This is a genomic window from Pseudomonas sp. DW-iso3, from assembly GCF_058725305.1.
This window is the reverse complement of sequence record NZ_JBZXDZ010000003.1, coordinates 488,307-511,717: the sequence shown is the minus strand read 5'-3', so window position 1 is coordinate 511,717 and position 23,411 is coordinate 488,307. Positions and strand designations below refer to the sequence as shown.

Annotated in this window: 24 protein-coding genes; 16 read left to right on the top strand and 8 right to left on the bottom strand. The window is 60.8% G+C overall.

Annotated elements, in window-relative coordinates; all coding sequences use genetic code 11:
- Positions 1 to 113 precede the first annotated feature (113 nt).
- Positions 114 to 467, bottom strand: coding sequence for a hydroxyisourate hydrolase (uraH, locus tag AC4PS7_RS11445; protein WP_010208838.1), 354 nt, complete (start codon positions 465 to 467; stop codon positions 114 to 116).
- A gap of 396 nt (positions 468 to 863) precedes the next feature.
- Between uraH and puuE the strand changes: the two genes are divergently transcribed.
- From puuE to AC4PS7_RS11405, 8 genes are all read left to right on the top strand, one after another.
- Positions 864 to 1,790 (top strand): allantoinase PuuE, encoded by a 927-nt coding sequence (puuE, locus tag AC4PS7_RS11440; RefSeq protein WP_305469331.1) that lies wholly within the window; start codon positions 864 to 866, stop codon positions 1,788 to 1,790.
- Positions 1,787 to 2,302 carry a 2-oxo-4-hydroxy-4-carboxy-5-ureidoimidazoline decarboxylase gene (uraD, locus tag AC4PS7_RS11435; protein WP_350487778.1) on the top strand — a complete coding sequence of 172 codons (516 nt, stop codon included), beginning with the start codon at positions 1,787 to 1,789 and terminating at the stop codon, positions 2,300 to 2,302. Before puuE ends, uraD begins: the two co-directional genes overlap by 4 nt.
- A 41-nt stretch (positions 2,303 to 2,343) precedes the next feature.
- Positions 2,344 to 3,339, top strand: coding sequence for an allantoicase (gene alc, locus AC4PS7_RS11430; RefSeq protein WP_010208835.1), 996 nt, complete (start codon positions 2,344 to 2,346; stop codon positions 3,337 to 3,339).
- A gap of 124 nt (positions 3,340 to 3,463) precedes the next feature.
- A complete protein-coding gene (locus AC4PS7_RS11425) occupies positions 3,464 to 3,967 on the top strand; it encodes an ureidoglycolate lyase (protein WP_010208834.1) in 504 nt (167 codons plus the stop codon).
- A 51-nt stretch (positions 3,968 to 4,018) separates the two neighbouring features.
- A complete protein-coding gene (locus tag AC4PS7_RS11420) occupies positions 4,019 to 5,320 on the top strand; it encodes a urate hydroxylase PuuD (protein ID WP_021490809.1) in 1,302 nt (433 codons plus the stop codon).
- 182 nt (positions 5,321 to 5,502) lie between these two features.
- Positions 5,503 to 6,849 (top strand): nucleobase:cation symporter-2 family protein, encoded by a 1,347-nt coding sequence (locus AC4PS7_RS11415; protein WP_010208832.1) that lies wholly within the window; start codon positions 5,503 to 5,505, stop codon positions 6,847 to 6,849.
- Positions 6,850 to 6,893: 44 nt separating this feature from the next.
- Positions 6,894 to 7,262 (top strand): hypothetical protein, encoded by a 369-nt coding sequence (locus AC4PS7_RS11410; RefSeq protein WP_198581077.1) that lies wholly within the window; start codon positions 6,894 to 6,896, stop codon positions 7,260 to 7,262.
- 23 nt (positions 7,263 to 7,285) lie between these two features.
- Entirely contained in the window at positions 7,286 to 8,071 is a 786-nt protein-coding gene (locus AC4PS7_RS11405) for an outer membrane protein OmpK (RefSeq protein ID WP_010208831.1), read from the top strand.
- Positions 8,072 to 8,102: 31 nt separating this feature from the next.
- On the opposite strand, the gene AC4PS7_RS11400 is transcribed toward AC4PS7_RS11405, so the two are convergent.
- Both AC4PS7_RS11400 and AC4PS7_RS11395 read right to left on the bottom strand, forming a co-directional pair.
- Positions 8,103 to 9,236, bottom strand: a complete 1,134-nt coding sequence (locus AC4PS7_RS11400; RefSeq protein WP_021490810.1) for a patatin-like phospholipase family protein — start codon at positions 9,234 to 9,236, stop codon at positions 8,103 to 8,105.
- 30 nt (positions 9,237 to 9,266) lie between these two features.
- Positions 9,267 to 10,202: a lipid A biosynthesis lauroyl acyltransferase gene (locus AC4PS7_RS11395; protein WP_010208829.1), complete on the bottom strand. Its 936-nt coding sequence runs from the start codon at positions 10,200 to 10,202 to the stop codon at positions 9,267 to 9,269.
- 119 nt (positions 10,203 to 10,321) lie between these two features.
- On the opposite strand from AC4PS7_RS11395, the gene minC reads away from it, so the two are divergent.
- The 8 genes from minC to AC4PS7_RS11355 all read left to right on the top strand — a co-directional run bounded on the left by minC (position 10,322) and on the right by AC4PS7_RS11355 (position 18,432).
- Complete coding sequence (gene minC / locus AC4PS7_RS11390; protein WP_010208827.1) at positions 10,322 to 11,059, top strand: septum site-determining protein MinC; 738 nt, start codon at positions 10,322 to 10,324, stop codon at positions 11,057 to 11,059.
- A 166-nt stretch (positions 11,060 to 11,225) separates the two neighbouring features.
- A complete protein-coding gene (gene minD, locus AC4PS7_RS11385; protein ID WP_003175251.1) occupies positions 11,226 to 12,038 on the top strand; it encodes a septum site-determining protein MinD in 813 nt (270 codons plus the stop codon).
- Positions 12,039 to 12,041: 3 nt separating this feature from the next.
- A complete protein-coding gene (gene minE, locus AC4PS7_RS11380; RefSeq protein WP_010208824.1) occupies positions 12,042 to 12,296 on the top strand; it encodes a cell division topological specificity factor MinE in 255 nt (84 codons plus the stop codon).
- A 96-nt stretch (positions 12,297 to 12,392) separates the two neighbouring features.
- A complete protein-coding gene (locus AC4PS7_RS11375) occupies positions 12,393 to 13,028 on the top strand; it encodes an RluA family pseudouridine synthase (protein WP_010208822.1) in 636 nt (211 codons plus the stop codon).
- A 171-nt stretch (positions 13,029 to 13,199) separates the two neighbouring features.
- Positions 13,200 to 14,489 carry a M18 family aminopeptidase gene (locus AC4PS7_RS11370; protein WP_010208821.1) on the top strand — a complete coding sequence of 430 codons (1,290 nt, stop codon included), beginning with the start codon at positions 13,200 to 13,202 and terminating at the stop codon, positions 14,487 to 14,489.
- Positions 14,490 to 14,673: 184 nt separating this feature from the next.
- Positions 14,674 to 14,850: a hypothetical protein gene (locus AC4PS7_RS11365; RefSeq protein WP_010208820.1), complete on the top strand. Its 177-nt coding sequence runs from the start codon at positions 14,674 to 14,676 to the stop codon at positions 14,848 to 14,850.
- A 52-nt stretch (positions 14,851 to 14,902) separates the two neighbouring features.
- The gene (locus AC4PS7_RS11360; protein WP_010208819.1) at positions 14,903 to 17,068 is read left to right on the top strand and encodes a mechanosensitive ion channel family protein; all 2,166 of its coding nucleotides are present in this window, start codon (positions 14,903 to 14,905) and stop codon (positions 17,066 to 17,068) included.
- 17 nt (positions 17,069 to 17,085) lie between these two features.
- A complete protein-coding gene (locus AC4PS7_RS11355) occupies positions 17,086 to 18,432 on the top strand; it encodes an amidohydrolase (RefSeq protein ID WP_010208818.1) in 1,347 nt (448 codons plus the stop codon).
- A gap of 125 nt (positions 18,433 to 18,557) precedes the next feature.
- Here the strand turns inward: AC4PS7_RS11355 and AC4PS7_RS11350 are convergent, their stop codons facing one another.
- The 5 genes from AC4PS7_RS11350 to AC4PS7_RS11330 form a co-directional block, all read right to left on the bottom strand.
- A complete protein-coding gene (locus tag AC4PS7_RS11350; protein WP_010208817.1) occupies positions 18,558 to 18,782 on the bottom strand; it encodes an MbtH family protein in 225 nt (74 codons plus the stop codon).
- Between the two features lie 82 nt (positions 18,783 to 18,864).
- Complete coding sequence (locus AC4PS7_RS11345) at positions 18,865 to 20,259, bottom strand: aspartate aminotransferase family protein (RefSeq protein WP_492179408.1); 1,395 nt, start codon at positions 20,257 to 20,259, stop codon at positions 18,865 to 18,867.
- 141 nt (positions 20,260 to 20,400) lie between these two features.
- On the bottom strand, positions 20,401 to 21,174 hold the full coding sequence (locus AC4PS7_RS11340; protein ID WP_010208815.1) for an N-acetylmuramoyl-L-alanine amidase: 774 nt from the start codon (positions 21,172 to 21,174) through the stop codon (positions 20,401 to 20,403).
- Between the two features lie 124 nt (positions 21,175 to 21,298).
- On the bottom strand, positions 21,299 to 22,621 hold the full coding sequence (locus AC4PS7_RS11335; RefSeq protein ID WP_045791795.1) for an ATP-binding protein: 1,323 nt from the start codon (positions 22,619 to 22,621) through the stop codon (positions 21,299 to 21,301).
- Positions 22,618 to 23,298, bottom strand: coding sequence for a response regulator (locus AC4PS7_RS11330; RefSeq protein ID WP_010208813.1), 681 nt, complete (start codon positions 23,296 to 23,298; stop codon positions 22,618 to 22,620). Before AC4PS7_RS11330 ends, AC4PS7_RS11335 begins: the two co-directional genes overlap by 4 nt.
- Positions 23,299 to 23,411: the final 113 nt, after the last annotated feature.

Genomic DNA, 23,411 nt, shown 5'->3' with positions numbered 1-23,411 from the left:
CACCAACCGCCCCACGGCACTAGATAGTTAGCCGTGCAACGGGCAAAAAAAAGCCCGCAGTGTGCGCGGGCGAAACCAACGAAGAGCTTTGGGGGTGTGAAGCGAGGTGACGCTCAGCTACCGCGATAGGTGGAGTAGCTGTAAGGCGAAATCAGCAGCGGGACATGATAGTGATCCTGTTCGGCGCTGATGCCGAAACGCAGCACCACCACGTCGAGGAAGGCAGGCTCTGGCAGTTGCACACCACGGGCGCGGTAATAATCACCCGCGCTGAATTGCAGCTGGTACACCCCACTGCGGTAATCATCGCCTTGCAACAATGGCGCGTCGCAGCGGCCGTCGCTGTTGGTCACAGCGGTGGCTACCCGCTCCAGCTGTGCGCCTTCGACGCGGTACAGCTCCACCTTGATCGCGCTGCCGGGGCAACCGTGTGCGGCGTCCAAAACGTGTGTGGTCAAACGTCCCATGGCGTCTACGCGCCTCCCGTAGTCAGTAGAAGAGTGATCCGCACTTTTTCAGAGCAGCGAAAAAGCCGGCAGTGACTGATTAAGACACTTTTAAATAAAATTGTACACAATAAATTCAACACGCCATCGCTCCCCTTTGGAAGCGAGCGCGCTCGCGAAAATCGTCAACAAAAACCCTGGCGTTCAGGGTGAAAGTTGACGCTCTCATGTTTTTCACGGGCACACTCGCTCCCGCAAGGAATTTTTGCCAGGTTAGCTGACCGGTTGGGCAAGTTTCTTGCAGGTGTTTATTCCAGTGGCCCGCGGAAAAAATGCAGAAATCTAGGCTTACAAAGTGGACAATAAGTTGTATACAATCACTCATCGCTAACACGACGAACAAGAAGGAAGACTGCAGTGAGCGCTGACTACCCACGCGACCTGATCGGTTACGGCAGTAACCCTCCTCAACCCCACTGGCCGGGCAAGGCGCGCATTGCGCTGTCTTTCGTACTCAACTACGAAGAAGGTGGCGAGCGCAACATCCTGCACGGAGACAAAGAGTCCGAAGCCTTCCTTTCGGAAATGGTCTCGGCCCAGCCGCTGCAAGGCGCACGCAACATGAGCATGGAGTCGCTGTACGAATACGGCAGCCGTGCCGGCGTGTGGCGCATCCTCAAGCTGTTTAAAGCATTCGATATCCCACTGACCATCTTCGCCGTGGCCATGGCTGCCCAGCGTCACCCGGATGTGATCCGCGCGATGGTCGAGGCCGGCCACGAAATCTGCAGCCACGGCTACCGCTGGATCGACTACCAGTACATGGACGAGGCCCAGGAGCGCGAGCACATGCTCGAAGCGATCCGCATCCTCACCGAACTGACTGGCGAACGCCCACTGGGCTGGTACACCGGCCGCACCGGCCCCAACACCCGGCGTTTGGTGATGGAGGAAGGCGGTTTCCTCTACGACTGCGACACCTACGACGACGACCTGCCCTACTGGGAGCCCAACAACCCTACCGGCAAGCCGCACCTGGTGATTCCCTACACCCTGGACACCAACGACATGCGCTTCACCCAGGTGCAGGGTTTCAACAAGGGCGATGACTTCTTCGAATACCTCAAGGACGCCTTCGACGTGCTCTACGCCGAAGGCGCCGAGGCGCCGAAGATGCTTTCCATCGGCCTGCATTGCCGCCTGATCGGCCGTCCGGCACGCCTGGCGTCGTTGAAGCGGTTTATCGAGTACGCCAAAGGTCACGAACACGTGTGGTTCACTCGCCGCGTCGATATCGCCCGTCACTGGCAGGAAACCCATCCGTACACGGGAGCAGCGAAATGACTGCGTTCCAAACCCTTAAGCCGTCGACCCTGAGCCGCGATGAATTCGTCAACGCCTTCGCCGACATCTACGAACATTCGCCATGGGTGGCCGAAAAGGCCTTCGCGCTGGGCCAGGACGCATCGATCGACCAGATCGAAACCCTGCACCAGCGCATGAGCGACATCCTGTTGAGCGCTGATCATGCCAGTCAACTGGCGCTGATCAACGCTCACCCGGACCTGGCCGGCAAAGCCGCCGTCCAGGGCCAACTGACCGAAGCCAGCACGAATGAGCAAGCTGGCGCCGGTATTCACCAATGCACGGCCGAAGAGTTCTCACGCTTCACCGAGCTGAACGATGCCTACAAGGCCAAGTTCAAGTTTCCCTTCATCATGGCGGTAAAAGGCAGCAACCGACATCAGATCCTGGCCGCGTTCGAAACGCGCATCCACCACTCGGCGGACACTGAGTTCAAATGCGCACTGGCCGAGATCAACAAGATCGCGTTGTTCCGATTACTGACCCTCTAAACGACCATCCCCAGCCACTCTTTTTAAGGCAGACAAGAAGAATGAAAGCTTACGCCGTACCTTTCGAAAAGTTCGTCAACCTGGCCGACGCCCGCCTGGGCACCAAGATCATCTCCGTCACCGATGACTGGTTCGCCGACGCCAACCGCCTGTTCCAGCCGACCCCGGCCGTGTGGAAGGAGGGCGTTTTCGATGACAACGGCAAGTGGATGGACGGCTGGGAGTCGCGCCGCAAGCGCTTCGAAGGCTACGACAGCGCAGTGATCCGCCTGGGTGTACCCGGTTCGATCAAGGGCGTGGACATCGACACTTCATTCTTCACCGGCAACTTCCCGCCGTCGGCCTCCCTGGAAGCCTGCTTCCTGGCTTCGGGCGAGCCGGATGACAACACCCAGTGGGTGGAAGTGCTGTCCGCCGTCGAGTTGCAAGGCAACAGCCACCACTACCACGAGATCAACAACGACCAGGCGTTCAGCCACCTGCGTTTCAACATCTACCCGGATGGCGGCGTGGCCCGTCTGCGCGTGTACGGCGTGCCGTTCCGCGACTGGTCCTCGGTGGGCGACAACGAACAGGTCGACCTGGCTGCCGCACTGAACGGCGGTCGCGCCCTGGCCTGCTCCGATGAACACTTCGGCCGCATGAGCAACATCCTCAACCCAGGCCGTGGCATCAACATGGGCGACGGCTGGGAAACCGCACGTCGTCGCACGCCAGGCAATGACTGGGTGATCGTCGCCCTGGGCCACCCGGGCGAGATCGAGAAGATCATCGTCGATACCCTGCACTTCAAGGGCAACTACCCGGACACGTGCTCGATCCAGGGCGCCTTCGTGAAGGGCGGCACCGACAGCCAGATCGAAACCCAATCGTTGTTCTGGCGCGAATTGCTGCCGGCGCAGAAACTGGAAATGCACGCCGAACACACCTTCGCCGAGCAGATCAAGGCACTGGGGCCGATTACCCACATCCGCCTGAATGTGTTCCCGGATGGTGGTGTGAGCCGCCTTCGCGTCTTGGGCAAGGTAGCGAAATAAAGGTGAACCCAATCGCGGGCTAGCCCGGCTCCCACAGGGGTACGCGGTCAAATGTGGGAGCCGGGCTTGCCCGCGATAGCGGTAGACCAGACAACATCAAATTCGGAAACTTAAGAAGACAGCCATGCGCACACTGATGATCGAACCCCTGACCAAAGAAGCCTTCGCGCCTTTCGGAGACGTTATCGAAACCGACGGCAGCGATCACTTCATGATCAACAACGGGTCGACCATGCGCTTTCACAAATTGGCCACGGTCGAAACCGCACAGCCGGAAGACCACGCCATCATCAGCATCTTCCGCGCCGACGCGCAGGACATGCCGCTGACTGTGTGCATGCTGGAACGACACCCGCTGGGCAGCCAGGCTTTCATTCCGCTGCTCGGCAACCCCTTTCTGATCGTGGTCGCGCCACTTGGCGATGAACCTGTATCGGGCTTGGTCCGCGCCTTCGTCACCAACGGCAGGCAGGGCATTAATTACCATCGCGGCGTCTGGCACCACCCGGTGCTGACGATCGAAAAGCGGGATGACTTCCTGGTGGTTGATCGCAGTGGCACAGGCAATAACTGCGATGAGCATTTTTTCAAAGAGGATGAGCGGTTGATCCTCGCCCCCCACCAATAAGAGAAGGTCTGATCACCCGACAACAAGGGTGACAGGCGAGAGGTAAAGACTGTGGAAGCACATTTGATGGAATGGCTGAACCTGAGCGTGCGCTGGGTTCACATGATCACGGGCGTCGCGTGGATCGGCGCTTCTTTCTACTTCGTCTGGCTGGAAAACAACCTCAATCGCGTCAACCCCAAGAGCGGCCTGGCCGGTGACTTGTGGGCGATCCACGGTGGCGGTATCTACCACCTGGAAAAATACAAACTGGCGCCGCCGACCATGCCGGACAACCTGCACTGGTTCAAATGGGAAGCCTATTTCACCTGGATGTCGGGCATTGCGCTGCTGTGCGTGGTGTTTTACTGGAACCCCACGTTGTACCTGCTGGCCCCAGGCAGCAGCCTCAGTGGTCCGGAAGGCGTGTTGCTGGGCATAGGCTCACTGTTCGCCGGCTGGTTCATCTACTCCTTCCTTTGCGACTCGGCCCTGGGCAAGCGCCCTGCCCTGCTCGGCTTCATTCTGTTCGTGCTGTTGATTGCCGCCGCGTACGGCTTCAGCAAAGTGTTCAGTGGCCGTGGCGCCTACCTGCACGTCGGTGCGGTGATCGGCACCATCATGGTCGGTAACGTGTTCCGCATCATCATGCCGGCGCAACGCGCGTTGGTCGCAGCGATCGCAGAGAACCGCACGCCCGACCCGGCACTGCCGGCCAAGGGCTTGCTGCGTTCGCGTCACAACAACTACTTCACCTTGCCGGTGCTGTTCATCATGATCAGCAACCACTTCCCGAGCACCTACGGCAGCCAATACAACTGGCTGATCCTGGCGGGTATCGCGGTGGCGGCGGTGTTGGTACGGCACTACTTCAATACCCGTCACAACAGCCAGAAGTATGCGTGGACCTTGCCGGTTGGCGCGCTGGCGATGATCTGTCTGGCCTACGTCACCGGACCAAAACCGGTGTCGACCGCACCAGAAGTGGCCAAGGCGCCCGCCGCCATCGAGTACCAGCCATTGCCGGAAACGGCGCTGGGCGGTGGTTTGAAACCCGCTGCACCTGCCGCACCGGCTGCTCCGGCCGCTGAACCGGCCCCGGCCCAGGCCACCACGGATTTCGGCCAGATCCACAGCGTGATCGAGCAGCGTTGCACTGTGTGCCATTCGGCCAAGCCCACCAGCCCGCTGTTCAGCACCGCGCCGGCCGGGGTGATGTTTGACACACCGGCGCAGATCCAGCAGCAGGCCGCGCGTATTCAAGCGCAAGCCGTGACGAGCCAGATCATGCCGTTGGGCAACATCACCCAGATGACCCAACAGGAGCGGGATTTGATTGGTACCTGGATCAACCAGGGAGCCCGCACCAATTAACTGACTGATTCACACAGATCCAAATGTAGGAGCGGGCTTGCTCGCGAAGGCGCTGGATCAGTCAGCACACTCAATGACTGACACACCGTATTCGCGAGCAAGCCCGCTCCCACAGAGGATTTGTGGTGCTGTAGAGATTGCGTTCCACACAACACAAAAATAAAAAAGATCCGAGGTGTTGCATGACCGAGTTAGCCGAACCGCAGATTCCCGCCGCGCCCGCCATGGTGCGGCTGCCCCTCTTGCAACTGATTCTGGTAGGCCTGCAACACGTCTTGCTGATGTACGGCGGCGCCGTCGCCGTGCCCCTGATCATTGGCCAGGCCGCCGGCCTGAGCCGTGAAGAAATCGCCTTTCTGATCAACGCCGACCTGCTCGTGGCCGGTATCGCCACCATGGTGCAGTCGTTCGGCATTGGCCCGGTGGGCATTCGCATGCCGGTGATGATGGGCGCCAGTTTTGCCGCCGTCGGCAGCATGGTCGCGATGGCCGGCATGCCAGGCATCGGGTTGCAGGGGATCTTCGGCGCGACCATCGCCGCCGGGTTCTTTGGCATGCTCATCGCGCCGTTCATGTCCAAGGTCGTGCGTTTTTTCCCGCCATTGGTGACTGGCACAGTGATCACTGCAATTGGCCTGTCGCTGTTTCCGGTGGCGGTGAATTGGGCCGGCGGCGGCAGTGCCACCGCCACGTTCGGCTCACCAATCTACCTGGCGATTGCCGCACTGGTACTCGCCACCATCCTGCTGATCAACCGCTTCATGCGCGGCTTCTGGGTGAACATCTCGGTGCTGATCGGCATGGGCCTGGGCTACGCCTTGTGCGGTGCACTCGGCATGGTGGACCTCAGCGGCCTGGCAATGGCGCCCTGGGTGCAGGTGGTGACACCCTTGCATTTCGGCATGCCTACGTTCGAGTTGGCGCCGATCCTGTCGATGTGCCTGGTGGTGGTGATCATCTTTGTCGAGTCCACCGGGATGTTCCTCGCCCTGGGCAAGATCACCGGCCAAGACGTCACGCCGAAGATGCTACGCCGCGGGCTGCTGTGTGATGCCGGCGCGTCGTTCTTTGCCGGTTTCTTCAACACCTTTACCCACTCCTCGTTCGCACAGAATATCGGCCTGGTGCAGATGACCGGCGTGCGTTGCCGTTCGGTCACCCTTATGGCCGGGGTCTTCCTCATCGTGCTGAGCCTGTTGCCCAAGGCCGCCTACCTGGTGGCGTCGATTCCTCCGGCGGTGCTGGGCGGCGCGGCCATCGCCATGTTCGGCATGGTGGCGGCGACCGGGATCAAGATCCTGCAGGAAGCCGACATCGCCGACCGTCGCAACCAGTTGCTGGTGGCGGTCAGTATCGGCATGGGCCTGATCCCCGTGGTGCGCCCGGAGTTCTTCGCGCAGCTACCGTTGTGGATGAGCCCGATTACCCACAGCGGCATCGCCATGGCCACGCTCAGCGCGTTGTCGCTGAATATCCTGTTCAACATCCTGGGCGGCGCGGAACGCCCTGAAGTTGCCCCTACGCATTGATTCCTTCGTTCTAACAAAAACAATAACGAAACAGGAATATCAACATGCACACCCTTCACTTGGGGCCGGCCACAAGCCGTGCCCCATTCTCGCCCCACGCGCGCTCTAACAGCGCACTTGAGCCACGGCCTGGGAGCCAGTATTCTCCGCGCCCGCTCGAATCGACTCAAAAAAAAACAGCGAATGTAAAAACTGACTGCAAGGCCAACTTATCCCGGCCTTATGTCTGCGGCCAAAGTGCGCAAAAGTCCTCTGAATTCGACTGCATCCGATGCAGCCGACAGGGATTTTTTGGCTTTTTAAACACCTTGGCGCAGCTCTTGCTAAAAGCACTAAAGCTGACCGAACAGACGATTTTTTCAGCGAACCAAAAGGCGCCACACCAGAGCGCCTGCGTAGAAGAAAAACCATAAAACTTTAACTCGGGAGCAACCGAATGAAACCTATGTTCAAAGGCCTGATGCTGGCGGGATCACTGCTGGCCGGTGGCCAAGCCGTGGCCGGTGACCTGTTGCAGTGGCAGAACAACAGCCTGACTTATCTGTGGGGCAAGAGCTTTACCGTCAACCCGCAGATCCAGCAAACCGTCACGTTCGAACATGCCGATGCCTGGAAATACGGCGACAACTTTATCTTCGTCGACCGCATCTTTTACAACGGCAAGGAAGACGGCAACGTCGGTCCCAGTACTTACTACGGTGAAATAAGCCCGCGCCTGTCGTTCGGCAAGATCTTTGATAAAGACCTGTCGTTCGGCCCAATCAAAGACGTGCTGCTGGCGTTCACTTACGAGTTTGGCGAAGGCGATAACGAGTCGTACCTGCTCGGCCCTGGCTTTGACCTGAACATCCCCGGCTTCGACTACTTCCAGTTGAACTTCTACCAGCGCCAGACCGAAGGCAATCGCCCGGGTGACGGTGTTTGGCAGATCACTCCGGTGTGGTCGTACACGATCCCGGTGGGCAACTCGAATATCCTGATCGACGGCTTTATGGACTGGGTAGTCGACAACGACAAGAACGCCCGTGGCACTTACCACGCCAACCTGCACTTCAACCCGCAGGTCAAATATGACCTGGGTAAAGCGCTGCATTGGGGCGACAAGCAGTTGTATGTCGGCTTTGAATACGACTATTGGAAGAACAAGTACGGGATCGAAGATTCGGGCGCGTTCAAGACTAACCAGGACACTGCGAGCTTCCTGGTCAAGTATCACTTCTGATTGACCCTCGTAGGAGCCGGCAAGCCGGCTCCTACAGGTTCGGTGTCAGGCCGAGGAACCGGGTGAGTTCCTCGCGCTTGGCCAGCGCATCCTTGCGCCCCAACTCGATCAACTCGCTGCAATACCCCGCCTCGAACAGCAAGTAACTCAATACCCCTGCCCCACTCGTCTTGGTCGCCCCCGGCCCACGCAAAAACAAGCGCAATGCCGCCGGCAATTCCTGACGGTGCCGCGCGGCGATTTCATCGATCGGCTGGCTAGGTGCAATCACCAGCACGTCCACCGCCGCCACACCAGGCGCGGCATGGCTGAACTGATTCAAGCGCTCCAGCAACTCGATATCGCTTTCCAGGCTGTCAATGAAGGTGCTGTTGAGCATATGCCCGCCGATCTGTGCCAAGGTCGGCTCCTGGCCGGTGTAGGTACGTTGCGTCGCGGGTTCATTGCCGCGTGGGTTGCCGCTGACGCCAACCACCAACACGCGACTGGCCCCCAGGTGCAACGCCGGACTGATGGGCGCCGACTGCCGTACGGCGCCGTCGCCGAAATACTCCTGGTCGAGCTTGACCGGCGCAAACAGCAAGGGAATCGCTGAACTGGCCAGCAGGTGTTCAACCGTGAGTTGTGTGGGCATGCCGATGCGACGATGGCGCAACCAGGCGTCGATGGTGCCGCCGCCTTGGTAGAAGGTCACTGCGTGGCCGGACTCGTAACCGAAGGCCGTGACCGCCACCGCGTGCAGGTGCTTATTGCGAATGGCTTCATCGATGCCGGGCAAGTGCAGCTTGTCTTTGAGCAGCGCTTTGAGGGGCGTGCTGTCGAGCAGCGCCACCGGCACCTGAGCGCCCAGGCCCAGGAGGCTGTGGATCAAGAAACGGCTGGCCTGGCGGATCACCCCCGGCCAATCACTGCGCAGCACCAGATGGCTACGGAAGCCCTGCCAGAAAGCGGTAAGACGTTGTATCGCGGCCCTGAAGTCCGTGGCGCCACTGGCCAGGCTCACCGCATTGATCGCGCCGGCCGAGGTGCCGACAATCACCGGGAAAGGGTTGGGTGCGCCCGGCGGCAACAGTTCGGCAATTGCCGCCAATACCCCCACTTGATACGCCGCTCGCGCCCCGCCGCCGGAAAGAATCAAGCCTGTAACCGGTTCAGCTGGGCGCATTGCGTCACTCCATGTGGGGAAATGTCTGTCTTATCGGCGGCGTTTTTCGTACAGCTTAGGCTCACCCGGTGGCCGGCTCTTGAAGCGGCGATGGGTCCACAGGTATTGCTCAGGGCATTCACGTACCGAGGCTTCTACCCATTGGTTGATGCGCAGGCAGTCGACTTCATCGCTCTCGCCTGGGAAGTCAGTCAGCGGCGGATGAATCACCAGGCGGTAACCGCTGCCATCGGCCAGGCGCTGCTGGGTGAACGGCACCACCAGCGCCTTGCCCAGCTTGGCGAACTTGCTGGTGGCCGGCACGGTGGCGGCCTGGATACCGAACAGCGGCACGAAGATGCTTTGCTTGGCGCCGTAGTCCTGGTCCGGCGCGTACCAGATGGCCCGGCCGGCGCGCAGCAGCTTGAGCATGCCGCGCACGTCTTCGCGCTCCACGGCCAGGGAATCGAGGTTGTGGCGCTCGCGGCCACGGCGCTGTATGTAGTCGAACAATGGGTTGCCGTGCTCGCGGTACATGCCATCGATGGTGTGCTTTTGCCCCAGCAACGCCGCGCCGATTTCCAGGGTAGTGAAGTGCAGGGCCATGAGGATCACGCCCTTGCCATCCAGCTGGGCTTGCTTGAGGTGTTCCAGGCCCTCGACGTGGGCCAGGCGCGCCAGGCGCTGGCGCGACCACCACCAGCTCATGGCCATCTCAAAGAAGGCGATGCCAGTGGAGGCGAAATTTTCCTTGAGCAGCTGTTTGCGCTCTTTGGCGGATTTTTCCGGGAAGCACAGTTCCAGGTTGCGCGCGGCAATGCGGCGACGCTCGCCGGCCACACGGTACATGCCGGCGCCCAGCAGGCGACCAATGGTCAGCAGCGCGCGATACGGCAGTTGAGTGACCAGCCACAACAGGCCGAGCCCCAGCCATAACAGCCAGAAACGCGGGTGAAGAAATACAGCTCGAAAACGCGGGCGATCCATTACAGATTCCGGTAAAGACAAGGGCCGCGCATTCTACAACGGTTCGACTCGGCTTGCGGCGGGTGAGTGTTCTCGTTATAAGTCTCGACACTTTTCGTGACAAGCCGCTTTTGCCGACCATGAGCCAAACCGAACCGCTAGACCAAGATCCCGTGTTCCAGCTGAAAGGCAGCATGCTCGCCATCACCGTGCTGGAACTCGCCCGTAACGACCTCGACGCCCTGGACCGTCAGCTCGCCGCCAAGGTCGCCCTGGCGCCGAATTTCTTCAACAATGCCCCGCTGGTACTGGCGCTGGACAAACTGCCGGCCGGCCAAGGCAGCATCGACCTGCCCGGTCTGATGCGCGTGTGCCGCTCCCATGGCCTACGTACCCTGGCAATCCGCGCCAGCCGTATTGAAGACATTGCCGCTGCCATCGCCATTGAACTGCCAGTACTGCCACCGTCCGGCGCGCGCGAGCGTCCGCTTGAACCATTGGTCGGTGAAGAGAAGAAAAAACCGGAAAAACCACCCGAGCCTACGATCAAGCCTACAAAGATCATCACCTCGCCCGTACGCGGCGGACAGCAGATTTACGCCCAGGGTGGCGACTTGGTGGTGATCTCTTCGGTCAGCCCGGGGGCGGAACTTCTTGCCGATGGCAACATCCATGTATACGGCCCGATGCGCGGACGTGCCCTCGCCGGCATCAAGGGTGATACCAAGGCCCGTATTTTTTGCCAGCAGTTGACCGCTGAGCTAGTGTCCATCGCAGGCCAGTACAAGGTTTCAGAAGATTTGCGCCGTGATCCGCTGTGGGGGGCTTCGGTGCAGGTCAACCTGTCGGGCGATGTGTTGAACATCATCCGTCTTTAACGGATACTGCCGCATTTTCCAAGCATCTCTAGACTCTGATAGCACAGCGAAACCGGCATTACTTATGTAGGAATATTTTTTTCCTACAAGGCTGTCCGCCTGCAGCGAGTTCCAAGAGATGTTTTTCAGGGACCGAAACGTCCTTCTTCCTTAGGGGTGAAACACCTTGGCCAAGATTCTCGTGGTTACATCCGGCAAGGGTGGTGTGGGTAAGACCACCACCAGCGCCGCTATCGGTACCGGTCTCGCTCTGCGCGGCCACAAGACAGTTATTGTCGACTTCGACGTCGGCTTGCGTAACCTCGACCTGATCATGGGTTGCGAACGCCGCGTGGTGTATGACTTCGTCAACGTGGTCAACGGTGAAGCCAACCTGCAACAGGCCCTGATCAAGGACAAGCGCCTTGAGAACCTGTACGTGCTGGCCGCCAGCCAGACCCGTGACAAAGACGCGCTGACCAAAGAAGGCGTAGGCAAAGTCCTGGCCGAGCTGAAGGAAACCTTCGAATACGTGGTCTGCGATTCGCCGGCCGGTATCGAGACCGGCGCTCACCTGGCGATGTACTTCGCCGATGAAGCCATCGTCGTGACCAACCCGGAAGTCTCCTCCGTACGTGACTCGGACCGCATGCTGGGCCTGCTGGCCAGCAAATCCAAGCGCGCCGAAGAAGGCCAGGACCCGATCAAGGAGCACTTGCTGCTCACCCGTTACAACCCTGAGCGCGTCAGCAACGGCGAAATGCTCGGTGTTGAAGACGTGAAGGAAATCCTCGCAGTGACCCTGCTGGGCGTGATCCCAGAATCCCAGGCCGTCCTGAAGGCTTCCAACCAGGGTGTTCCGGTGATTCTTGACGACCAGAGCGACGCCGGCCAGGCGTACAGCGATGCAGTGGATCGCCTGCTGGGCAAGACCGTGGAACACCGCTTCCTCGATGTCAAGAAGAAGGGATTCTTCGAGCGTATCTTTGGAGGCAACTAAACAATGAAATTTCTCGACTTCTTTCGCGCCAACAAAAAGCCTACGACCGCGTCGGTAGCGAAAGAGCGTCTACAGATCATCGTGGCGCACGAACGCGGCCAACGCAGCACGCCGGACTACCTGCCAGCCTTGCAGAAGGAACTGGTTGAGGTGATCCGCAAGTACGTCAATATCGGCAACGATGACGTGCATGTCGCTCTGGAAAATGACGGCAGCTGCTCGATTCTGGAACTCAATATCACCCTGCCTGATCGTTGATCGAACAGGCGGTCGCCACGGCGGCTCACACACCTTGATCCCTTTTCGGGAACCGGGTGGGCGAGCCGCCGTTGGCGTTTGTTACGAGGCTGTTTAATGCCGCTGTCCAACATCCATATCCTCTATCAGGACGACGCTGTCCTGGTGGTGAACAAGCCCACTCTGCTGCTCTCGGTGCCTGGCCGCGCCGACGACAACAAGGACTGCCTGATCACCCGCCTGCAGGAAAACGGCTATCCCGAAGCCCGCATCGTCCATCGCCTGGACTGGGAAACCTCCGGCATCATCCTGCTGGCCCGTGACGCCGACACCCACCGCGAACTGTCCCGCCAGTTTCACGACCGTGAAACCGAAAAGGCCTACACCGCCCTGGCCTGGGGCCAACCGGAACTGGACAGCGGCAGCATCGACTTGCCTTTGCGCTACGACCCGCCAACCAAACCACGGCATGTGGTGGACCACGAATTCGGCAAGCATGCGCTGACCTTCTGGAAAGTGTTGGAGCGTTGTGGCGACTGGTGCCGCGTGGAACTGACGCCGATCACCGGGCGCTCGCACCAGTTGCGTGTGCATATGCTGTCCATCGGGCATCCGTTGCTGGGTGATGGCTTGTATGCCCATGAACAAGCGTTGGCTGCCTGGCCGCGGCTGTGCCTGCATGCAAGCATGCTCAGTTTCACCCATCCACAAAGCGGCGAGCGCTTGCGCTTTGAGTGCCCTGCCCCCTTTTAAGCTGCGAACACGGGTAAATGTGGGAGGGGGCTTGCCCCCGATGGCGGAGTGTCAGTCACTGTATTTGCTCACTGACACACCGCAATCGGGAGCAAGCCCCCTCCCACATTTGTTCTGTGCACTTCTGGCCATCGAACGGTAAACTCCGCGCATTGCTGTCTGGAGCTATTTATGCGCGAAGCGTTGAATCAAGGCCTGATCGACTTCCTCAAGGTCTCCCCTACTCCTTTTCATGCCACTGCCGCCCTGGCCCAGCGCCTGGAAGCGGCCGGTTATCAGCGTCTCGATGAGCGCGAAACCTGGACCACCGAGGCCAACGGTCGCTATTACGTGACCCGCAACGATTCCTCGATCATCGCCTTCAAGCTCGGCCGTCATTCGCCGCTGCAGGGCGGTATCCGCCTGGTCGGCGCCCACACCGACAGTCCGTGCCTGCGGGTCAAGCCCCAGCCGGAACTGCAACGCCAGGGTTTCTGGCAACTGGGCGTGGAAGTCTATGGCGGCGCACTGCTGGCGCCATGGTTCGACCGCGACCTGTCCCTGGCCGGCCGCGTGACGTTCCGCCGCGACGGCAAGGTCGAAAGCCAGTTGATCGACTTCAAGCTGCCTATCGCTATCATCCCCAACCTGGCCATTCACCTAAACCGTGAAGCCAACCAGGGCTGGGCGATCAATGCCCAGACTGAGCTGCCACCCATCCTCGCGCAATTTGCCGGGGACGAGCGCGTGGACTTCCGTGCCGTGCTCACCGAGCAGCTTGCACGCGAACATGGTTTGAACGCCGACGTGGTGCTCGACTACGAGCTGAGCTTCTACGACACCCAAAGCGCTGCAGTCATCGGCCTGAACGGCGACTTCATCGCCGGTGCACGCCTGGACAACCTGCTGTCCTGCTATGCCGGCCTGCAAGCCTTGCTCACCAGCGACAGCGAAGAAACCTGCGTGCTGGTGTGCAACGACCACGAAGAAGTCGGTTCCTGCTCGGCGTGCGGTGCCGATGGCCCGATGCTGGAACAGACCCTGCGTCGCTTGTTGCCGGAAGGTGATGAATTCGTACGTACCATTCAGAAATCCCTGCTGGTGTCGGCGGACAACGCCCACGGCGTACACCCGAACTACGCCGAGAAGCATGACGCCAACCACGGTCCCAAGCTCAACGCCGGCCCGGTGATCAAGGTCAACAGCAACCAGCGCTACGCCACCAACAGCGAAACCGCCGGGTTTTTCCGCCACCTGTGCATGGCCCAGGAAGTACCGGTGCAGAGCTTCGTGGTACGCAGCGACATGGGCTGCGGCTCCACCATCGGCCCGATCACCGCTAGCCACCTGGGCGTGCGCACCGTGGACATCGGCCTGCCGACGTTTGCCATGCACTCCATTCGTGAGCTGTGCGGCAGCCATGACCTGGCGCATCTGGTGAAGGTGCTGGGCGCGTTCTACGCGAGCCACGACTTGCCCTGAGACCGAGGCGCGGCCATCGCGGGCAAGCCCGCTCCCACAGGGGAATGCATTTCAACTGTGAGAGCGGGCTTGCCCGCGATGACGATTGCAGATACCCACCACGCTATCTGACTCACATCAATTCCATTTCCCGTAATCGCGCCTAGACTTGTCAGTATTCCCACTCCGACAAGGCCGTCGCACCATGATCTCCATGTCCTCCTTCCACGCCATGCTTATCCCGATCCTGATCGGCATGATCATGCTTGCCGTAGGCTTCAACTTCCGTGACAAGCCACTCGGCGTGTTTGGCATGTGGATCGGCATGCTGCTGATTCTCGGCACCGTGGTGTACAAGATCCTCGCAAAACTGGCTGAATAACGATTGCGCTCGTACACTCGGTCAACTCGTCGTTTCCAAGGTTGACCGCCTCGTGCTTTCCCGTCTGTTTGCCCTGCCCTGCTATTGCTTGATCGCCCTGCTGACGCTGCTGCCGCTGACGCCTGCCCACGCCGTGGGCTTGCCCGGCCTGCTCGGCAACACCAACAAGACCCAGCCCCAGGCCCAAGTGCCGTTGGGGCAGTCATTGGACGAAGTGATCAAGACCCTGGAAAACGACCAGCAACGCACCCAGTTGCTGAGTGACCTGAAAAAGCTGCGTGAAGCCACGAAAAAAGCCCAACCGGCCGCCGAAGAAGGCGTGCTGGGGTTGATCGGCGGCACCCTGGCCAACCTGGAATCACAGTTTTCCGGGGCCGACAGCCCGCTGGGGCGCTGGTCCAATGAAGTCGACCTGGCCAAGGAAGAACTCAGTGCGCTGATGTTGCCGGCCAACGAATGGCTGCCGATCATTTTCGGTTTTGCTTTGATCCTTGCGGTATGGAGCCTGCTCGCTGCCGCGCTGATCTGGCTCAGCCACCGCGTACGCGAACGCTTCGGCCTGCCTGAAGAGTTGCCGCAACACCCACGCACCTGGGACATGGTGCGTTTCGCCCTGCGTAAACTCGGCCCATGGCTGATCGCCCTGGTGATCACGGTGTACCTGAGCTATGCGCTGCCCTCGTCCTTGGGCAAATCCTTGGCGATGGTATTGGCCTATGCGCTGGTGGTAGGCACCTGTTTCTCGGCGATCTGCGTGATTGCATTTTCCGTGCTCGACGGTCCGCATCGCCATCGCGCGCTGTACATCCTGCGTCATCAGGCTTTCCGCCCGTTGTGGTGGATCGGCAGCTTCGCCGCCTTCGGTGAAGCCTTGAGCGACCCACGGTTGGTCACGGCGCTTGGACAGCACTTGTCCCATACCGCCGCGACCGTCGCCAATGTGATGGCGGCGCTGTCGACCGGGGTGTTCATCCTGCGTTTCCGCCGCCCCATCGCCCACCTGATCCGCAACCAGCCACTGTCGCGCCGCCTCACACGCCGGGCCCTCAGTGACACTATCGAAATCATCGGTTCCTTCTGGTACATCCCGGCGTTGTTGTTGGTGGGCATCTCGCTGTTCGCCACCTTCGTCTCGGCGGGCGATACCAGCACGGCATTGCGCCAGTCGCTGCTGTGCACGGTGCTGCTGGTACTGTGCATGGTGATCAACGGCCTGGTACGCCGTCACGCCCTCAAGCCGCAGCGCGGGCACAAGCGGCATGCGCTGTATTCCGAACGCCTGAAAAGCTTTGTCTACACCCTGGCCCACCTGGTGGTATGGCTGGCGTTTATCGAGTTGGGCTTGCGGGTGTGGGGCCTGTCACTGATCCGCTTTACCGAAGGCGATGGCCATGAAGTCAGCGTCAAGCTGTTTGGGCTGGCAGGGACCTTGCTGTTTGCCTGGTTGATCTGGATCCTCAGCGACACCGCGATCCACCACGCCCTCACCCGCTCGCGCAAGGGCCTGGCCAATGCCCGTGCGCAGACCATGATGCCGTTGATCCGTAACGTGCTGTTCGTGACCATCTTCATCATCGCGGCCATCGTCGCCCTGGCGAACATGGGCATGAACGTCACGCCATTGCTGGCCGGTGCCGGTGTGATCGGCCTGGCTATCGGTTTCGGCGCACAGTCCCTGGTGGCGGACTTGATCACCGGCCTGTTCATCATCATCGAAGACTCCCTGGCCATCGATGACTACGTGGACGTCGGCGGCCACCTTGGCACCGTCGAAGGCCTGACCATCCGCACGGTGCGCCTGCGTGACATCGACGGTATCGTGCACACCATCCCGTTCAGTGAGATCAAGAGCATCAAGAACTACTCACGGGAGTTCGGCTACGCGATCTTCCGGGTGGCGATCCCCTACAACATGGAGATCGACGACGCCATCAAGCTGATGCGCGATGTCGGCCAGAAAATGCGCAACGACCCCTTGCAGCGCCGCAATATCTGGTCGCCGTTGGAGATTCAAGGCGTGGAGAGTTTCGAGTCGGGCAGCGCGATTCTGCGCGCGCGCTTCAAGACCGCGCCGATCAAGCAGTGGGAAGTGTCGCGGGCGTTCAACCTGTCCCTCAAGCGTCATCTGGATGAAGCCGGGCTGGACCTGGCCACGCCGCGCTTGAGTGTGCAGGTAGTGACCGCCGGCACTGTGCAGGAGAAAGATCAACAACAATAAACTCAGGAGAGGTCCTTATGCGTTTAACCGGTCTGACACCCCCATGGGTTTTCGGCGTGCTGTGCGGGGTTGCCAGCAGTGCCGCGATAGCCGCCAGCAGCGGCCAGGACAGTGCCCGTGAGGAAATCGCCGCCCAGGCAAAAGCCCTTGAACCGGCGATGCTGGAAACCCGACGCGACATCCACGCCCACCCGGAACTGGGCAACACGGAAACGCGCACGGCCGAGTTGGTCGCAAAACAACTGCGCGACCTGGGCCTTGAGGTGAAAACCGGCGTCGCCCGTACGGGCGTCGTTGCGGTGCTAAAAGGCGCCCTGCCCGGCCCCACCGTCGCCCTGCGCGCCGACATGGATGCACTGCCGGTGAAGGAAGTCGCCGACCTGCCCTTCGCCTCCAAAGCCAAAGGCACCTACCTGGGCAAGGAGGTTGACGTGATGCACGCCTGCGGCCACGACGCCCACGTCGCCATCCTGCTAAGCACTGCGAAGATTCTGACCGGCATGCGCGAGCGCCTGCCGGGCACCGTGGAGTTCTATTTCCAACCGGCCGAGGAAGGCCCGAGCGACTTCATCCCCGACGGCAAAAACACCTGGGGCGCCAAAATGATGGTGCAGGAAGGCGTGATGCAGTCGCCCAAGCCGGACGCGGTGTTCGGTCTGCATGTGTGGGCGGGTGTGCCCGCCGGTCAGATTGCCTACCGTTCGGGACCGACCCTGGCGAGTTCGGATGACTTGCGCATCAAAATCCTTGGCAAACAGACCCACGCCGGTCGCCCTTGGGATGGCATCGACCCGATCACCGTGGGCGCGCAGACCATTGTCGGCCTACAGACCGTGGTCAGCCGCCGCACCGATATCTCGTCATTCCCGTCGGTGGTGAGCATTGGCACCATCAATGGCGGCACGCGTTACAACATCATTCCGGAGTCGATGGACATGAGCGGCACCATTCGCTCGTACGACTACGGCATCCGCCAGAAACTGCACGCGGATGTACGGCAGACCGTGGAGAAAATCGCCGAAAGCGGTGGCGCCAAGGCCGAAGTCACCATCATCGAGAAATACGATCCCACCATCAACAACCCGGCGCTGACCGAGAAAATGCTGCCAAGCCTGCGCTGGGCGGCCAAGGATGACGTGGTGCAGGGCCCGCTGGTGGGCGGTGCCGAGGACTTCTCGTTTTATGCCAAGGAGGCACCGGGGCTGTTTGTGTTCCTGGGGGTGACGCCGAGGGATCAGGACATGAGCAAGGCGGCGCCGAACCACAATCCGGGGTTCTTCGTGGACGAGTCGGCGTTGGTGGTGGGGGTGAGGACGCTGGCGTCGTTGGCGACGGATTACCTGTACGCCCGCCAACCTCAATAACCCACCTTCCTGTAGGAGCGAGTTTGCTCGCGAAGACCGTTAATGAAAACGCGGGCATGCTGAGTGCCCGCGGTGCCCTTGCGATTTTCGCGAGCAAGCTCGCGCCTACAGAGCGTCTGGGTGGATCAGCCCGCGACCGCGGCCCCGTCCATCTTCTGGCGCAAGCTCAACGGGCGCATATCCGTCCAGACTTCTTCGATGTAGGCCAGGCATTCTTTCTTCATGCCGCTCTTGCCCACCGTCCGCCAGCCTTCCGGCACGGCCTTGTAATCGGGCCAGATGGAATACTGTTCTTCGTGGTTGACCACTACCTGAAACAGGATGTCGTCGCGGTCAAATACTGAGGTCATTGCTGTTCTCCATCGCTGAAAGCCTGGCTGCGCACCGCGCGCAGCACTGATATCTGTAGAAACGTACCAAGCGTGCAAAAAATTAGAGGCTGGCGACCGCCGCTGCCAACGCACGCCCAAAGATGTCCGCCACGAGGTCGACTTCAACGGCAGTGATCACCAGCGGCGGCAGGAAACGCACCACGCTGCCGTGTCGCCCACCCAGTTCCAGGATCAGGCCACGCTTGAGGCATTCACGCTGCACCAGCGGCGCCAATTGGCGATGCACGGGTGGGTGGCCCTGGACATCCAGCGTGCCATTCGGGTCCACCAGTTCCACACCGAGCATCAACCCGCGACCGCGGATATCCCCCAGGTGCGGGAAGTCGCGCTGCAGGATGCGCAGGTGTTCGCCCAGGCGTTCGCCCATCGCGGCCGCGTGACCGGCCAGGTCGTGGTCCTTGAGGTAGCGCATCACCGCCGAACCCGCCGCCATCGCCATCTGATTGCCACGAAAGGTGCCGGCATGGGCGCCCGGCAACCAGGTGTCGAGCCAGTCGCGATACACCACCACCGCCAGTGGCAGGCTGCCACCAATGGCCTTGGACATCACCACCACATCCGGAATGATGCCAGCGTGTTCGAAGGCAAACAGCTTGCCGGTGCGGCCAAAACCACTTTGGATTTCATCCACGATCAGCGCCACGCCCGCCTGTTCGGTGATTCGGCGCAGACCGCGCATCCAGTCGAGATCAGCTGGAATCACACCGCCCTCGCCCTGCACCACTTCGACAATCACCGCCGCCGGCAGCAAAACGCCCGCCTCGGGATCATTCAGCAGGTTGTCCAGGTAATGCAGGTTGACCCGCACGCCTTCCGCGCCCCCCAGGCCGAACGGGCAACGGTAGTCGTAGGGGTACGGCAAAAACTGCACGCCATTACCGAGCAAGGCACCCAAAGGCTTCTTTGGCCCCAGGCTACCCATCAGGCTCAAGGCGCCCTGGCTCATGCCGTGGTAACCGCCCTGGAAGGACAACACCGTGCTGCGCCCGGTGGCAGTGCGCACCAACTTCAATGCGGCTTCCACCGCATCGGTGCCGGTGGGACCACAGAACTGGATTTTCGCTTCCCGCGCCAACGCTGGCGGCAACAGGCCGAACAGGTCCTGTACGAATTGATCCTTGACCGGCGTCGTCAGGTCCAGGGTGTGCAGTGGCAACTCATCGGCCAGTACCTGCTGGATTGCCTCGATCACCACCGGGTGGTTATGCCCCAGCGCCAACGTGCCCGCACCGGCCAGGCAGTCGATGAAACGGCGGCCTTCCACATCTTCAACGTAGAGGCCCTTGGCGCGCTTGAGCGCCAGGGGGATACGCCGAGGGTAGCTGCGGGCGTTGGATTCCTGCTGGCGCTGACGGGCGAGCAGCGGGGTCTCGTCGAACTGGTAAAGCGTTTCATGCACCTGGACGTCTTCGATACGGCTGGTAGCGACTGACATTTCTCGATCCCTCAATACGCTGATGATGGTGACCAAACTGCCGATCCGCTGGCGTCTGGCCCAAGGGGCATGCGCACGGATTTCCTGTTCTGGAAACGCACCAGCATCAGGAGGATTTACTCCTCCGGTCGCGAAATACCGTCAACCACACAACCCCAGATACTTTTCATTCAACGCATAAAGAATCGCGCAGGTCTGCGCGTCCAGGGACCCCGAGTAATCCCGTGGGCGAAAGTGCATCTGAAACGCCCGCGTGCGCTGTTCAAACCCCTGCCGATTCTTCGCAGGCGCATACCCATAGCGCTGAAACGCGCGCTCCACCTCGACTTCCGACGGCAACCCGAGGCAAAAGCGGCGTTGATACATCGCCTGGGTCGCCTCATCAAACCAGGCCCCCACGCCGGCGTCATGCAAACGCCGCCACGGCAGACATGGTCCTGGATCGCTCTTGCGGCTGAACGCAACGTCCGAATGCCCGAGAATGTCGGTAGGCCCAATCTGTGGGTAACGCCCGAGAATGTCGCGCACCAAGGCAATCAACACCTGGGTTTGTTCCTCACCATAGGCTGGAAAGGTGAATACGCCGCCGTCATCCCGTGCCAGGTTGACGATCTCGATGCCGATCGAGCGACTGTTGAGATTGTCGCGCCCCGCCCAGTGGCTCACCCCGGCATGCCAGGCGCGCTTGTCTTCTTCCACCAACCGGAACACCCGCAATTCTTCATAGCCTGCGTCGCGATAGCGGGGATCGTCAGGGTCGGGCAGCAAATAGTGTGCACTCACGCCATCCTGGGTCAGGGTACGCAGGGAGGAGGCAAAAGGGGCCGCGGTGTAATGCAGGATCACCTGCCGCACGGGCTCGCCGTTACGTTCGTTGAAGCCTTTGGCGGGGAAACTGGTATCGATGACCAACATGAGAACCATCCTTTTCAATACAGGCCGAGTCGTTCAGCCCGTTCAAGCGCAAAAAAATTACCGCCATCCTGAAGGCTTGATCCTCAAGAGGGCGGTAACTATGTGGCGCGTGAAAGAAAAGTGATCAGCGTCGCAGCGGCATCCCCAGGTCGACGCGCAGGCCATCCGGCTGGCTGTCGAACTTCAACGAGCAAGAACAGCGCTGCACAATCGCTTGCACAATCGCCAGGCCCAGGCCGCAGCCTTCGCTGTTGCCATTGCGCCAGAAGCGCTGGGTCAGGTATTGCAGGTCCTCCGGCGAAATCTGCTTGCCGTGGTCACGCACGCGAAACACGACGTTATCGGCGTCGGTCGTCACGCTGAGCGCCACCCGCGTGTCCGCCGGCGTGTGGCGCAGTGCGTTGTCCAGCAGGTTGCGCAGGGCTGCGACCGCCAGGCCCACTGGCATTTCCACCGGGGTAGCCGAAAGGTTTTCCGGCAGGATCAGGTCGATGCGCGTGTTATCACCGGCATTGGCATCCTGGATGGCCAGCCGTGCCACGTCCTCGGCACTGGAGTGCATGCCATCGTCAAATGAGAGGTTGCCTTCTACCCGCGCCAGCAACAGCAATTGCTCCAGGGTACGGTGCAGGCGGTCCGCGCCTTCCTCGGCGTGGGCGAGGGATTGGTCGCGGGCTGCGCCGTCGGTCATGCGCGCCACTTGCAGGTGGGTCTTGATCGCCGTCAGCGGGCTGCGCAGCTCGTGGGCGGCGTCGCCGGTGAGGCGACGTTCACGTTCGATGGTTTTGGCGATGCGTTGCAACAATTGGTTCTGGGTGTCGAGCAGCGGCTTGAGTTCGCTGGGTAACGGGTGGATCTGCAGCGGTTCAAGGGAGTCGGCACTGCGCCGCATCAAGGCGTCACGCATGCGGTTGAGCGGCACCAGGCTCTGACCGATGCCCAGCCACAACAGGCACAGGCAGCCGAGCATGGCAACGCCCACTGGCACCGAAGCGGCCAGCAGGATCGACAGGTTCAACGCCTCACGTTCGACTTGACGGTCGGCCGTGGTGATCAACAGGTCGCCACGGGAAAGCGTGAAGCTGCGCCAGTTCACACCATCGATCACCTGATCACGAAAACCACTCTGGCGCGATTCCAGGCCTTCATCCGGCGTGGCATGGCTGCGCGCCAACACTTCGCCGCGCAAGGAGCTGACCTGGCACGCCATGCCGCCCGGCACATTCAGCTGTGCCCCATGAAAATGCGCACCACCGCTCACACTGGCCAGGCCCGGCATCTGCTCGGTCAGCCCCGCCACCATGCGCGCCGACGCCACCAGGCGTTGATCGAGGGAGAACATCATCTGGTTACGCAGATCGTTGAGCATCCAGGCCGCCGCCAGGGCCCAGATCAACACAAAAGCAGCGCCCAGCTTGAACGTCAGGCGCAGGCGCAGGCTTTTCACGATGCGTCCTCGCCCCCGTCCGCCGGGCCCAGACGATAGCCGAGACCGCGCACGGTCTCGACAATGCCATTGCCCAATTTGCGTCGCAGGTGGTGGATATGCACGTTGAGGGCGTTGCTTTCCAACTCGTCGTTGAAGCCGTAGACGCTGTCCTTGAGTTGTTCGCTGGACAGCACCCGACCTTTGTTGTGCAGCAGGGCTTGCAACAGCGCCTGTTCGCGGCGCGACAGGTCTACCGGCTCGCCCCCCAGGAAAGTCTCACGGCTGCTGGGGTCGTAGGCCAGTCGGCCATGCTCGATCAGGTTGACGCTGCGCCCCGCCACCCGGCGCAGCAGGGTTTGCAGGCGCGCGGCGAGTTCGCGCAGGTCGAAGGGTTTGAGCAGGTAGTCATCGGCGCCGGCTTGCAGGCCGTCGACACGGTTGGTCACCGAATCGCGCGCGGTGAGGATCAGCACCGGGATTTCCAAGCCCTGGCTGCGCTGTTGCTGCAGCAGCTTGAGGCCGTCTTCGTCCGGCAGGCCGAGGTCGAGCACCATGATGTCGAACGTGGCCGCCCTGAGCATCGCGCGCGCGGCACCGGCCGAGGCCACACGCTCCACGGTAAAACCTTGCGCGGTCAGGCCGGCCACGATGCCGCTGGCGATCAGTTCGTCGTCTTCACAGACCAGTACGTGCATGGTGAACCCTTCATAAAAGATCGGGTGATTAAAAGTGCGGCGGATTAAGTGCAGATTATGCCGCTAAACCCTCCACACTCAATCTAGAATAGCCTCGGTTAATCATCGGTTAA